Genomic DNA, 13,495 nt, shown 5'->3' on the forward strand with positions numbered 1-13,495 from the left:
TGGGCGAGTGGCGATGATGGCGGCCCTTCTTGAGATCGAAAACCTGACGCGCCGCTTCGGCGGCCTCCTCGCTGTGGACCGCGTGTCCGGCCATGTGGGGCAGGGCGAGCTGGTCGGGCTGATCGGCCCGAACGGCGCCGGCAAGACGACCCTGTTCAACCTGATCAGCGGCTTCACCCCGCCCAGCGAGGGCACCGTGCGCTTCGGCGGGGAGACCATCTCCGGCCTGAAGCCCTGGCGCGTCGCCCGGCGCGGGCTGGGCCGCACCTTCCAGAACCTGCGCATTTTCCCGAACATGACGGTGTTCGACAACGTGTCGGTCGGTGCCATCGGCGCCGTCGGGCATTCCCCCTGGCGCTCCCTGTTCCGTGGATCGCGCGGCGAGGCCGACGCCAAGGCGGTCAGCGAGCGGACCTGGGCGGCGCTGGAGCGCGTCGGCTTGGCCGGGCAGGGGCACGAGTTGGCGGCGAACCTCAGCTACGGCAAGCGCAAGTATCTGGAGATTGCCCGCGCCCTGGCGCTCGGCCCGCGCCTGCTGATCCTTGACGAGCCCGCCGCCGGCCTGAACGACAGCGAGACGGCCGACCTCGCCGCCTTCATCCGCGGCCTGCACGCGGAGGGCATGACGGTGCTTCTGGTGGAGCACGACATGACGCTGGTCATGGGCATCTGCCAGCGCGTGATGGTGCTGGCCTCCGGCCGCAAGATCGCCGACGGCACCCCGGAACACATCCGCCGCGACCCCGCCGTCCTGGAAGCCTATCTTGGCGGCGACGAGGAGGACGCGGCGTGACCCATCTCCTGGAAATCCGCGACCTGCGCGTCACCATGGGGCCGCAGCCGATCTTGCAAGGCGTCTCGCTCGACGTGCCGGCCGGCGGGATCGTCACGGTGCTGGGCTCCAACGGAGTCGGCAAGACGACGCTGATGCGGGCCATCTCCGGCGTGTACAAGGTCGGCGGCGGCGAAATCCGGCTCGATGGCACGCCCATCACCAACCGAACGACCCACGACATCGTCCGCCTCGGCGTCTGCCAAGCGCCGGAGGGGCGGCAGATCTTTTCCAGCATGACCGTGCTGGAAAACCTGCGCCTCGGCGCCGGCCCGCGCGGCGGGCGCGAGTACGAGCAGGACCTGGAGCGCATGCTCGGCCTCTTCCCGCGCCTGCGCGAACGCCTGTCGCAGAAGGCCGGCTCGCTGTCCGGTGGCGAGCAGCAGATGCTCTGCGTCGGCCGCGCCCTGATGGGCCGTCCGCGCCTGCTGCTGATGGATGAGCCGTCGCTGGGGCTGGCGCCCAAGCTGGTGCGGCAGATTTTCGACCTCGTCGCCACGATTCGCGAGACGGGGACGGCGATCCTGCTGGTCGAGCAGAACGCCAAGGCGGCATTGCGCGTCGCCGACCAGGCCTACGTCATGGAATCCGGGCGCATCGTGCTGCAGGGACCGGCCACGGAACTGGCCGAGGACCCGCGCATCCGGGCCGCCTATCTCGGGGGACACGTGCATTGAACGCCACCACCACTGACCTTCCGCCGTCCCTGTGGGCGAAGACGGCGCCCCCGGCCCCCGATCTGCCGACCCTGTCCGGCGAGGTGGAGGCCGATGTCGTCATCGTCGGCGGCGGTTTCACCGGCCTGTCGACCGCCCTGCATCTCGCGGAGGCCGGCGCCTCGGCCGTCGTGCTGGAGGCGGCTGAGCCCGGCTGGGGCGCATCGGGGCGCAACAACGGGCAGGTCATCCCGACGTTGACCCGTGCCGACCCGGACGACCTCGTCGCTCTGTGGGGGCAGCAGAAGGGCGAGCAGTTCGTGCGCGTGCTGCGCGATTCCGCCGATCTGCTGTTCGGCCTTGTTGCCAAGCACGGCATCGACTGCGAGGCGGTGCAGAACGGCTGGGTCCAGCCCGCGCACCGCAAGAGCCGCCTTGCCATGTCCGCCAAGCGCGCGGAGCAATGGGGCCGCCGCGGCGCGCCCGTGGAACTGCTCGACCGCGACCGCTGCGAGGCGATCACCGGCTCCCCCCATTGGTACGGCGGCTGGCAGAACCGCTCCGGCGGGCGGATCAACCCGCTGGCGCTCGCCCGCGGCATGGCCCGCGCGGCGGTGACGGCCGGCGCCACGGTCTACAAGGGCACGCCGGCCACCGGTCTGACCCGGGCCGGCGACCGCTGGCGCGTGACCACTCCGCGCGGCAGCGTGGTGGCGACGCGCGTCGTGCTGGCGACCAACGCCTACAGCGACGGGCTGTGGCCAAAGCTGGCGCAGACCATCGTGCCGATCCGCTCCTACCAGATGGCGACGCAGCCCCTGTCGGAGAACCTGCGGCGGTCGATCCTGCCGGACGGGCACGCACTGTCCGACACCCAGGGCGACCTGTATTTCTTCCGCCAGGACGCGCAGGGGCGTCTGGTGACCGGCGGCGCGCTGGTCTTCGACGTGGATTCGGAACGGCGCCTGAAGGCCCGCATCTCGGAGCGCCTGCAACGCGTCTTCCCGCAGATCGGGCCGGTGACCTTCGACCATGTCTGGTGGGGATACATCGGCATGACGCCGGAACGCCTGCCGCGCCTGCACGAGCTGGCGCCGGGCGTCGTCACCTGGATCGGCTGCCAGGGCCGCGCCGTGGCGCTCGGCACCGCCATGGGCAAGGAGCTGGCGCAGTACGGCCTGGGCCGCCCGGCCGACGAGCTTCCCATTCCGCTATCGCCGCTGCGCCCGCTGCCGTTCCACGCCGCCGTCCGGACCCTTGCCCGCGGCATGCTGCTGCTCTATCGCTGGCGGGACATCAACGACTGAGTGCCGGAACGGGAAGGGACACGAACCATGGGCGCACACGGCATCAACGGCATCGACCATCTCGTTGTCGCGGTCCGCGACCTGGACAAGGCGCGCGACGCCTACCAGCGCATGGGCTTCACCGTCACGCCGCGCGGCCGGCACACGGAACTGAAGTCGATCAACCACACCATCATGTTCGGCGCCGATGACTACGTCGAACTGCTGGCGGTGGAGGAGCCGCACCCCGTCACCGCCTATTACAGCGAAGTCCTGAAGACGCGCGAGGGCGTCGCCGCCCTGGCGCTGAAGACCGACGACGCGCGCGCCGCCCAGCGCCTGCTGGCCGAAGCCGGCTACCCGGCGTCGGAGGCCGTGGACTTCGGCCGTCCGGTCGAACTGCCAGAAGGGACGCGCGACGCTCGCTTCACCATCACGCAGATCGACATCGCCAAGCAGACCGGAGGCCGGGTCTTCCTGTGCCAGCACCACACCCGCGATGTGGTGTGGCGGCCGGAATACGTGCAGCACGACAACACGGCCACCGGCCTCGCCGCGCTGGTCGTGGCGGCCGACGATCCGGACGCCGTGGCGGCCGGCTACGCCCGCCTGTTCGGCACGGCGGTGGAGGAGCAGGGGCCGGTCCGCCTCGTCCCCACCGGCGACACGCCCATCGTCGTGGCGACGCCCGCGGCGCTGCATTGGGGCTGGACCAGCGATCCCGCGCTGGCCGCGCCGACGCCGTTCCTGGCCGGCTTCGTGGTCCGCGTCGCCGACCTCGACCGTGCGCAGCAGGCCTTGCAGAAGAGCAAGTTCCCGACGGTCGTCGGCAACGGCGTGCTGCGCGTGTCCTCCGCCAGCGCCGGCGGCGCCCTGCTGGCCTTCGCCAAGGATTTCGACCTCCGCGCCCTGATTCCCTGATGCCCGCGACTTATACGGAGATCCTATCACTGACCCGCGTCTGATCTATTGGACAGGGGGCTTCGACACGCGCACTCTTGCGCTGCGGTGCAGCGCTGGTGAGAGAACGATCGTGGCGGACGGCGGATTCGGCGGGCAGGGCATCACTGCGGGACCGGTGGCGGCAATGCCGGACGGTCTCGTTGCGGGAAGCCCGGCCTACCGGCGGGTGAGCGCGGTTCTGTTCGTGGCCGGCCTGTCCACCTTTGCGTCGCTCTACTGCGTGCAGCCGCTGATGCCGGACTTCACGCGCGTCTTCGGTGTCACGCCGGCGGAGTCCAGCCTCGCGCTTTCGCTGTCCACCGGCGTTCTGGCCGTGGCGATGCTGGTCGCCGGCATGATCTCCGACCGGTTCGGGCGCAAGCCGATCATGGCGGTGTCGCTGCTTGTGTCCGGCACGCTGGGCATCCTCGGCGCGCTGGCGCCGGACTGGGGCTGGCTGCTGGCCCTGCGCGCGCTGGAAGGGTTGGCGCTGAGCGGCCTTCCCGCCGTCGCCATGGCCTACGTGTCGGAGGAGGTGGAGCCCCGCTCCGCCGGGCTCGCCATGGGCCTCTACATCGGAGGCACGGCGGTCGGCGGCATGTCGGGCCGCGCTGTGACCGCGCTGGTCGCCGACCTCGTGAACTGGCGCGCGGCACTCGGGGTGGTCGGGGCGATCGGAATCCTGGGGGCGTTGGCGGTCTGGCTGTGGCTCCCGGCCTCCCAGCGCTTCGTGCGCAGTTCCATGAGCGTGCGCGACATGGCCGCGGCGTGGCGCCGCCACCTCGGCGGTGACGGAAGCAAGGGTGGCTTGCGGGCGCTGTTCGCCATGGGCTTCGTCGCCATGGGTTCCTTCGTCACGGTGTTCAACTACGTCGGCTTCCGGCTGGTCGCCCCGCCGTTCGACCTGCGCCCGGCGCTGGTCGGCGCGGTCTTCCTGGTCTACCTGCTGGGCGCGGTCAGTTCGCCGGTCTTCGGCACCCTTTCCGGGCGGCTGGGGCATGGCCGGGTGCTCGCCGCGGCCACGGCGCTGATGGCGGCCGGCCTCGCCCTGATGAGCCCGGACAGCCTGTGGGCGGTGACGCCGGGCATCGCGCTGTTCACCATCGCCTTCTTCGGCATGCATTCCACCACTTCGGCCTGGATCGGGCAGCGCGCGACGACCAACCGGGGCCAGGCTTCGGCCATCTACCTGTTCTGCTACTACATGGGCTCCACCATCGCCGGCACGCTGGGCGGCGTTTTCTGGCACGGCTTCGGCTGGCCGGGGGTGGCCGGCTTCGTCGGCGCCATCGTGGCGGCCGGGCTGGCGCTGTCCCTCGCCCTGGCGCGCCGGGGCTGACACGGCACCGGTGCCTGCGTCGCTTGACCGCAGCGACCGCGCAGGCGGTTGTGCCCCGGCCGCAACGGTTCCATTCTAACCATCCAAGGGAGAGGAGCGACGGAGGGGACCATGGCCTGGCTGACCGTCTACCCCGACAACGACCCGACCGTGGTGGAACTGTCGAGCACCGACAGGATGGTGGTGTCCGGGCACCTCGCGATGGCCGGTTTGCTGTTCGAACGGTGGAACGCGGAGAAGGACATCGCCGACACCGCGGACCACGCGGCGGTGCTGGCCGCCTACGCCGGCCCGGTGGGCGCCCTGCAGCGGGCCCGCGGCTTCCGGTCGGCGGATGTCGTCCGCGTGCCGCGGGGCATGTCCGAGGCCGGCGCGTTGCGCGCCCGATTCCTGTCCGAACACACCCACGACGAGGACGAGGCGCGCTTCTTCGTGGAGGGAACCGGCGCCTTCTACCTGCACGTCGGCGACCGTGTCCTTCGCGTCGTCTGCGAGCGGGGCGATCTGCTGAGCGTCCCCGCCGGGACCAAGCACTGGTTCGACATGGGGCCGGACCCATACTTCACCGCGATTCGCTTCTTCACGCGCCCGGACGGCTGGGTCGCCACCCCCACCGGCGACGTCATCGCCGACCGCTTTCCCCGCTACGACGGACCCCGGTAAGGGGATTCGGGGTCTATGACGTTCGGATGGGTCCGATCGTCGCAGCCCGTTGCGGCCTCTGCCCTTCGGCTGATACAAATCAATCCGACAGCAACTTGCGGTGGGCGATCCGCCAACGGGAACGCCACCAAGGGGAAAGCCACTGGCACGCGGGGGCTCCATGACCACGGACGGCCACACCGTTCCGCGCACGGGCAACGGCTTCATCGACGTGACCCACGCCGCCCTGATGGACCGCGTGGGGACGATCCGCCGCGCCTGCGCCAAGGGGGTTCCGCGCCACGTTGTCGTTCCCCACTTCGACGCCTTCGTGGACGAGATGCACGCCCATTTCGACCATGAGGAGGTCATCATCCGCGCCGCCGGCTTCCACCGGTGGGAGGAGCACGCGAACCAGCACGCCATGCTGGAACAGCAGCTCGTCCGGCTGGTCGACTATGTGCGGGAATGCGACGTCACCGGCGATTTCCTGTGCACGGTCGCCGGCACGCTGGACGCCGCACTCTGCCGGCACGAGATCCGCCACGATGGCGAATACGCGGCACTGGTGCGCTCCGCCTCCGCGGCACCGGATGGGCCGGATCTGATCCGCTGGGACTCCCGCTATGAACTCGGCATCGCGCCGCTCGACGCCCAACACCGCCAGCTGGCCGACTGCCTGAACGAGCTTCACCGCGCCAGCCTGGGCCACGCGCCGGAGGCCGACGTCGCCGCGCTGCTGGAGCAGATGCACGACCACGCCCAGGCCCATTTCGCGATGGAGGAGGGGGTGCTGCGCTCCGTCGCGCCCAGCCGCTTCGTGGCTCACCGGGCGCACCACCAAGCCCTGAACGCCCAGTTTGCCCGCGTCCGGCAGGCGGTCGAATCGGGGGGCCTGGACGCCGGCGTGGCCGCCCGCGACTTCTTGCGCTTCTGGCTGACGGACCACCTGCTGGGCTCCGACCGCGTGGCTTTCGCCGGCGGGACCGTCACCCGGCAATAATTTGCCGGTTTCCGGCCGGGCTGGGCGCGCTACCTTTCGGTTCCACCGCCCCGTGGAACCGCCCTCCCCATGGAACCGCCATGATCATTCGCCAGCGGCCGTCGGCCTTCGCGCTGTTCTTCGTGGTGCGGGGCTCCATCGTGCCGCGCATCAAGTGGCAGGTGGCATCGACCATCGCCGTCGCGATCCTGGTGACGCTCGCCCACGGGACTCTGTTCGACCGCAAGATCACGCTGACGCCGATCCCCTTCAGCCTGATCGGCCTGGCGCTGGCCATCTTCCTGGGCTTCCGCAACACCGCCAGCTACGACCGCTGGTGGGAAGGGCGCAAGCTGTGGGGCGACCTGGTCATCCGCGCCCGCACCGTCGCCCGGCTGGTCACCCAGCACGCCCGTCCGGAGCCCGACGATGAAGACCGGACCCGAATCATGGTGCGCCGGCTGATCGCCTTCGCCTACGCGCTGAAGCACCACCTGCGCGGCACCGCCGACGACCAGAGCCGCGCCTACCTGACCGACCCCGATGCGCAGGTCCTGGCCGGGTCGGCCAACGCGCCCGACCAGCTGCTGCGCCTGATGAGCGCCGACCTCGCGGTGCTCGCGTCCCGGGGCCGGCTGGACCCCATGCTGGTCGCGCAGGTGGAGGACAACCTGACGGCGCTGGCCGGCGTCCAGGCGGGGAGTGAGCGAATCCGGCACACGCCGCTGCCCTTCTCCTACGCGCTGCTTCTGCACCGCACGGCCTATCTCTACTGCTTCGCCTTGCCCTTCGGGCTGGTCGACACAACCGGCTTCATGACGCCCTTTGTGGTCGGGCTGGTGTCCTACACCTTCTTCGGTCTGGACGCGATCGGCGACGAGATCGAGGAGCCGTTCGGCCTCCTGCCCAACGACCTGCCGCTGGACGCCATCTGCCGCCGGATCGAGATCGACCTGTTGCAGGCGCTGGGCGAGACGACCTTGCCCAAGCCGTTGCAGCCCGTGGATTATTGCCTGATGTAAACGAAAACCGGCGGGGCAGGGCGCCATGCGGAACGCTCGCCTCCGGGTTGCCCCTGGTTGTGGTGGCCGCCATAAAAAAATCACTTGAATTGCGGGTCGAAAAGCGTAATTCATCGCTCACGACGCACTCGCACGTGCCAATGGCCCACTGTGGTTATGCAACGACGTACCGCGTCCTTTTTGGCAGAACCGGTCATCAGTGGGCCGGTCCCGAGAGGGAGGTAGGCATGTTGGCTCTCCACGGCAGGGCTTTGAGACGGTAGCCCTTAGCCGGACATCGACGCTTTAACACGCGGAGCGATTCGCCCGCGTGAGCGCTCATTCCGGCTCTTCCCGTCACCTTTCCCCGAAAACCCGAAATCAGGACGACGGCGTCGACAACGCCGCGCCGGTTTCCCGTCTGTTCGCTGGGCCGCTTTGCAAAGCCGGCCCAGGGTAAGGAGTGCGCCATGGGCTTCATCCGTTCCCGCTCCGCCGTTGCCCCGCTCCGCCGCGGCGTTCCGGTCTCCTTTGCCTCCGCCGCCGTGGCCCCGCGCCGCACCTCCGTCGTGCAGGCCGTTGCCCTGCACCGGCCGGAGGAGCCGATGCACTGCATCCGTCCGGGCGTCCTGAAGGACACCGCGGCCAGCTTCGTCGCGGCCTTCGAGCAGGCGGTGAGCGGCGACGTGCTGTACGCCGTGAAGTGCAACCCGGAACCGACGGTGCTGCGCGCGCTGTGGGACGGCGGCGTGCGTCACTTCGATGTCGCCTCGCCCGGCGAAATCCGCCTGATCCGCCAGATGTTCCCGGACGCCGAGCTGCACTACATGCACCCGGTGAAGGGCCGCGAGGCGATCCGCACCGCCTACCAGCAGTACGGCGTGCGCGACTTCGTGCTCGACAGCATGGAGGAACTGCAGAAGATCCTGGAGGAGACCGGCGACGCGCAGGATCTCGGCCTCGTCGTGCGCCTCGCGCTGCCGAAGGGCAACGCCGTCTACGACCTGTCCGGCAAGTTCGGCGCCCCGGCGGCCGACGCGGTGGAACTGCTGCGCGCCGTGCGCATGGTCGCGAAGAAGGTCGGCGTCTCCTTCCACGTCGGGTCGCAGATGCTGGATCCGGCCGCCTACGAGCGGGCGCTGGAACTGGCCGGCCGCGTCATCGCGGACAGCGGCGTGGTGATCGACGTGCTGGACGTGGGCGGCGGCTTCCCGGTGTCCTACCCGGGCGTCACCCCGCCGCCGCTCGGCGACTTCATGGAAGCCATCGCCCGCGGCGTGGGCCGCCTCAACCTGCCGGCGCACTGCCGCGTCTGGTGCGAGCCGGGCCGCGCGCTGGTGGCGCCGGGCGTGTCGCTGGTCGTGCAGGTGATCAAGCGCCGCGGCAACGAGCTGTTCATCAACGACGGCGTCTACGGCGCCCTGTCGGACGCCGGCGTCCCCGGCTTCCGCTTCCCGGCCCGGATGATCCGCCCCTTCGCCCAGATGACCGACGCGCCGCTGGACGCCTTCGCCTTCTACGGCCCGACCTGCGACAGCGCCGACAAGATGAACGGCCCGTTCCATCTGCCGGCCGACATCCAGGCCGGCGACTGGATAGAGTTGGGCCAGCTGGGTGCCTACGGCTCCTGCCTGCGCACGGCGTTCAACGGGTTCGACCAGGCGCGCGTGGTGGAGGTCTCAGACCTTCCGCTCCTGGCGACTCCGGGGTACGACCTGAAATCCTGCGTCGCTTAAGACCAGCCCCCGCGTTTGCGGCGCGGGAAAGCTGTGGATATCCTAAAAAAATAACCGTAAACAATCGTTGGCTTGACGACCCACGCTGCCCTTGAAGAGGAGCGGGGTCGTCAAGCCGTGGTTTTGACTCGCCAGCCTCGGGGGATCGTCGTCATGACCCTGGACACCAAGCACCTCACTTTCACCGGCCGCATGGTCATTGTCGGCTTCGGATCGATTGGCCAGGGAGTGTTGCCCCTGATCCTGCGCCACATCGGCATCGCGAAGGACCAGATCACCATCGTCACGGCGGAAGAGCGCGGCCATGCCGAGGCCGATGCGCTTGGTGTGAAGTTCATCAACCTTCCGTTGACGAAGGAGAACTTCGTCCAGGTGCTGGAGCCCATGCTGGGCAAGGGCGATTTCCTGGTGAACCTGTCGGTGGACGTGTCGTCCATCGCGCTGGTGGAGTTCTGCCACAAGGTCGGCGCCAACTATCTCGACACCTGCATCGAGCCCTGGGCCGGCGGCTACACCGACACCTCGCTGACGCCGTCCTTGCGCTCCAACTACGCGCTGCGCGAATCGGCGCTGGCGCACCGCGCGACCTACGAGGGCGGCCCGACCGCCGTGCTGACCCACGGCGCCAACCCCGGCCTCGTCTCGCACTTCGTGAAGCAGGCGCTGCTCAACATCGCCGGCGACACCGGCGTCGCGGTGGACACGCCGACGGACCGCGCCGGCTGGGGCGCTCTGGCCGCAAAGCTCGGCGTCAAGGTGATCCACGTCGCGGAGCGCGACACCCAGGTGTCCAGCGTGCCGAAGAAGGTGGGCGAATTCGTCAACACCTGGTCGATCGACGGCTTCGTGGGCGAGGGCTGCCAGCCGGCCGAACTGGGCTGGGGCAGCCATGAGAAGCAGCTTCCGCCCGACGGTTACCGCCACGAGTTCGGCAGCGACGCGGCGATCTACCTGATGCGTCCCGGCGCCTCCACCCGCGTGCGCACCTGGACGCCGCTGGAAGGGCCGTTCCACGGCTTCCTGATCACCCACAGCGAAGCGATCTCCATCGCCGACTACTACACGGTGCGCGACGGCAACCACGTCACCTACCGCCCGACCGTGCACTACGCCTATCACCCCTGCGACGACGCGGTGAAGTCGGTGCACGAGCTGGCCGGCAAGAACTGGTTCATGCAGCCGGAGCAGCGCCTGATGATGGACGAGATCGTCAGCGGCACCGACGAGTTGGGCGTCCTGCTTATGGGCCACAAGAAGGGCGTCTACTGGTACGGCTCCCGCCTGACGGTGGAGGAGGCGCGCGCGCTGGTTCCCTACAACAACGCGACCTCGCTGCAGGTGACCGTGTCGGTGCTGGCCGGCATCGTCTGGGCGCTGGAGAACCCGAACCGCGGCATCGTGGAGCCGGACGAGATGGACTTCGCCCGCGTGCTGGAAATCTGCGCCCCCTACCTCGGCCAGGTCGTCGGCGCATACGGCGACTGGAACCCGCTCCAGGACCGCGGCCGCCTCTTCCCGGAGGACCTGGACCACGACGATCCCTGGCAATTCAAGAACTTCCGCGTGGTGTGACGAAAGGGGCTCTTCGGAGCCCCTTTGCTTTTTGGGTCGAATTTCGGCGGACCATGAACGGGATTTCATGATCGTGCAACGGTGGGGTCAACGGCCAGCCGGTATAACTCCCTTCATTGCATGACCTCTGACTTTGGTGAGTTATCCACCGGCGGTTCCCGCCGCCGGCCCACCGATCCGGTCTCTCCCGCATACCCGCCGGATCGGAACCTGCGGCGGGGCGTGAGGAATAAGGCTTCGGGTTTTGCGTCCCCCGCACCCCTGGCTTCCCCGCTCCCTCACGCCCCGCCATCTTTTCCGCCACACATTGTTCAGGGCACACTTTTCCACGGCTGCCAAGCTGCCGCCGGACTTGACGCAGACCCCGCCCAGCGGGATTGAATGGGTTCCGGCCCCGTATCCCGCCTGCGAGACCAACCCTCCGTGCGTCCTGTCGTTCTCTTCCCTTTGTTCAAGCCGGTGACGGCTCTGCCCGGCCTCGGCCCGCGCCTCGGCAAGCTGGTCGAGAAGCTGGCCGGCGAGCATGTCGTCGACCTGCTCTGGCACTTGCCGTGCGGCGTCATCGACCGCCGCTTCGCGCCGAAGATCGCCCAGGCGCCGAACGGGCGCATCGCCACCCTGACCGTGCGCGTCGATTCGCACGCGGCCCCGCTCAACCCGCGCCATCCCTACAAGGTCCGCTGCACCGACGAGACTGGGGTGCTGGAGCTGATCTACTTCCACGTGAAGGGCGACTGGCTGGAACGGCAGATGCCCGTGGGCAAGACGGTGGTGGTGTCCGGCAAGGTGGAATGGTTCCACGACACGCCGCAGATCACCCACCCCGACACCGTCGTCCCCGTCGAATCGAAGGACGAGATCGAGGCGGTCGAGCCCGTCTATCCCATGACCGCCGGGCTCCCGGCCAAGACGCTGCGCAAGGCCGTGCGCGCCATGCTGGCCGACGTGCCGGAGCTGCCGGAATGGCAGGACGCGGCGTGGCGCGCGAAGAACGGCTGGCCCGCCTGGCACGACGCCATCCGCCGCGCCCACACGCCGGAGGACGAGGGCGACCTCGCCCCCACGTCCCCCATCCGGACCCGGCTGGCCTACGACGAGCTTCTGTCCAACCAGTTGGCCCTGACGCTGGTCCGCATGCAGCAGCGCCGCCTGTCCGGCCGGGTGATCCAGGGCGACGGCCGTCTGCGCCGCAAGGTGGCGGAGGCGCTGCCCTTCGCGCTCACCAACTCCCAGGCCGGCGCGCTGGAGGAAATCCACGCCGACATGGCGGCGGAGCGGCGCATGCTGCGCCTGCTCCAGGGCGACGTCGGCAGCGGCAAGACGGTCGTGGCCCTGATGGCCATGCTGAACGCCGTGGAGGCCGGCCACCAGGCCGCGCTGATGGCCCCCACCGAAATCCTGGCGCGCCAGCACGCGGAAAGCCTCGCCCCGCTGTGCAAGGCGGCCGGGGTGGACCTCGCGCTGCTCACCGGGCGCGACAAGGGGAAGGCGCGGCAGGCGGTGCTCGACCGGCTGGCCTCGGGCGAGCTGCCGCTTCTGGTCGGCACCCACGCCATCTTCCAGGAGGACGTGGCCTTCAAGGACCTCGCGCTCGCCGTGATCGACGAGCAGCACCGCTTCGGCGTCCACCAGCGGCTTCAGCTCTCGGCGAAGGGGCGGGCGGTGGACGTGCTGGTCATGACCGCGACTCCGATCCCGCGCACTCTGACCCTGACCGCCTACGGCGACATGGATGTGTCCCGCCTGACCGAGAAGCCGGCCGGGCGCAAACCGATTCAGACCGTCACCATCGCGCTCGACCGGCTGGAGGACGTCGTCAACGGCATCCACCGCAAGGTGCAGGAGGGCGCGCGCGCCTACTGGGTCTGCCCGCTGGTCGAGGAGTCGGAACAGATCGACCTCGCCGCGGTGACGGAGCGGCACGCCTTCCTGCGCGCCACCTTCGGCGACCGGGTCGGGCTGGTGCACGGCAAGATGCGCGGCCCCGACAAGGATGCGGTGATGGCCGCCTTCGCCGCCGGCGACCTCGACGTGCTGGTCGCCACTACGGTCATCGAGGTCGGCGTGAACGTGCCCGAGGCCACCGTGATGGTGATCGAGCACGCGGAGCGCTTCGGCCTCGCCCAGCTCCACCAGCTGCGCGGCCGGGTTGGGCGCGGCGACAAGCCCTCCACCTGCCTGCTGATGTTCGACCCGCAGCTGACCGAAACCGCGCGCGCCCGCCTGAAGACCATGCGCGACACCGAGGACGGCTTTGTCATCGCCGAGGAAGACCTCCGCCTGCGCGGCGCCGGCGAGGTGCTGGGCACCCGCCAGTCCGGCCTGCCGGAATTCCGCATGGCCGACCTGACCGTCCACGGGGACCTCCTCGCCGCCGCCCGCGACGACGCCAAACTGATCGTCGACCGCGACCCCGACCTCGCCAGCGCCCGCGGCCAGGCGTTGCGCACGTTGCTGTACCTGTTCGCGCGGGACGCCGCGGCGAAGACGTTGCGGTCGGGATGAGG

At 69.6% G+C, this 13,495-nt stretch carries 11 protein-coding genes; all 11 read left to right on the forward strand.

Features of this window, described 5'->3' with window-relative positions; translation table 11 throughout:
- Positions 1-13 precede the first annotated feature (13 nt).
- The 11 genes from M2351_RS06130 (at position 14) to recG (ending at position 13,493) form a co-directional block, all read left to right on the forward strand.
- Positions 14-793: an ABC transporter ATP-binding protein gene (locus M2351_RS06130; RefSeq protein ID WP_264655236.1), complete on the forward strand. Its 780-nt coding sequence runs from the start codon at positions 14-16 to the stop codon at positions 791-793.
- A 35-nt stretch (positions 794-828) separates the two neighbouring features.
- Positions 829-1,509: an ABC transporter ATP-binding protein gene (locus M2351_RS06135; protein WP_264656844.1), complete on the forward strand. Its 681-nt coding sequence runs from the start codon at positions 829-831 to the stop codon at positions 1,507-1,509.
- On the forward strand, positions 1,506-2,795 hold the full coding sequence (locus M2351_RS06140) for an NAD(P)/FAD-dependent oxidoreductase (protein WP_264655237.1): 1,290 nt from the start codon (positions 1,506-1,508) through the stop codon (positions 2,793-2,795). Before M2351_RS06135 ends, M2351_RS06140 begins: the two co-directional genes overlap by 4 nt.
- Positions 2,796-2,822: 27 nt before the next feature.
- On the forward strand, positions 2,823-3,695 hold the full coding sequence (locus M2351_RS06145; RefSeq protein WP_264655238.1) for a VOC family protein: 873 nt from the start codon (positions 2,823-2,825) through the stop codon (positions 3,693-3,695).
- Between the two features lie 112 nt (positions 3,696-3,807).
- Complete coding sequence (locus M2351_RS06150) at positions 3,808-5,055, forward strand: MFS transporter (protein ID WP_264655239.1); 1,248 nt, start codon at positions 3,808-3,810, stop codon at positions 5,053-5,055.
- Between the two features lie 111 nt (positions 5,056-5,166).
- Entirely contained in the window at positions 5,167-5,718 is a 552-nt protein-coding gene (locus tag M2351_RS06155) for a 1,2-dihydroxy-3-keto-5-methylthiopentene dioxygenase (protein ID WP_264655240.1), read from the forward strand.
- 160 nt (positions 5,719-5,878) lie between these two features.
- The gene (locus M2351_RS06160) at positions 5,879-6,700 is read left to right on the forward strand and encodes a bacteriohemerythrin (protein ID WP_264655241.1); all 822 of its coding nucleotides are present in this window, start codon (positions 5,879-5,881) and stop codon (positions 6,698-6,700) included.
- A gap of 80 nt (positions 6,701-6,780) precedes the next feature.
- Positions 6,781-7,701 (forward strand): bestrophin family protein, encoded by a 921-nt coding sequence (locus M2351_RS06165; protein ID WP_264655242.1) that lies wholly within the window; start codon positions 6,781-6,783, stop codon positions 7,699-7,701.
- Positions 7,702-8,150: 449 nt separating this feature from the next.
- On the forward strand, positions 8,151-9,416 hold the full coding sequence (locus tag M2351_RS06170) for a type III PLP-dependent enzyme (RefSeq protein ID WP_264655243.1): 1,266 nt from the start codon (positions 8,151-8,153) through the stop codon (positions 9,414-9,416).
- Positions 9,417-9,569: 153 nt separating this feature from the next.
- Positions 9,570-10,988: a homospermidine synthase gene (locus M2351_RS06175; RefSeq protein ID WP_264655244.1), complete on the forward strand. Its 1,419-nt coding sequence runs from the start codon at positions 9,570-9,572 to the stop codon at positions 10,986-10,988.
- Positions 10,989-11,411: 423 nt separating this feature from the next.
- Positions 11,412-13,493 (forward strand): ATP-dependent DNA helicase RecG, encoded by a 2,082-nt coding sequence (gene recG / locus M2351_RS06180; protein ID WP_264655245.1) that lies wholly within the window; start codon positions 11,412-11,414, stop codon positions 13,491-13,493.
- Positions 13,494-13,495: the final 2 nt, after the last annotated feature.

The sequence above is a fragment of the Azospirillum canadense genome (assembly GCF_025961225.1).
GTDB lineage: Bacteria > Pseudomonadota > Alphaproteobacteria > Azospirillales > Azospirillaceae > Azospirillum > Azospirillum canadense.

Excerpts from the sequence above, each read along its gene's own strand:
- M2351_RS06155 (WP_264655240.1), top strand. The coding sequence starts at position 5,167 with ATGGCCTGGCTGACCGTCTACCCCGACAACGACCCGACCGTGGTGGAA.
- M2351_RS06135 (WP_264656844.1), top strand. The coding sequence starts at position 829 with ATGGGGCCGCAGCCGATCTTGCAAGGCGTCTCGCTCGACGTGCCGGCC.
- M2351_RS06145 (WP_264655238.1), top strand. The coding sequence starts at position 2,823 with ATGGGCGCACACGGCATCAACGGCATCGACCATCTCGTTGTCGCGGTC.
- M2351_RS06170 (WP_264655243.1), top strand. The coding sequence starts at position 8,151 with ATGGGCTTCATCCGTTCCCGCTCCGCCGTTGCCCCGCTCCGCCGCGGC.
- M2351_RS06160 (WP_264655241.1), top strand. The coding sequence starts at position 5,879 with ATGACCACGGACGGCCACACCGTTCCGCGCACGGGCAACGGCTTCATC.
- M2351_RS06130 (WP_264655236.1), top strand. The coding sequence starts at position 14 with ATGATGGCGGCCCTTCTTGAGATCGAAAACCTGACGCGCCGCTTCGGC.
- M2351_RS06175 (WP_264655244.1), top strand. The coding sequence starts at position 9,570 with ATGACCCTGGACACCAAGCACCTCACTTTCACCGGCCGCATGGTCATT.
- M2351_RS06165 (WP_264655242.1), top strand. The coding sequence starts at position 6,781 with ATGATCATTCGCCAGCGGCCGTCGGCCTTCGCGCTGTTCTTCGTGGTG.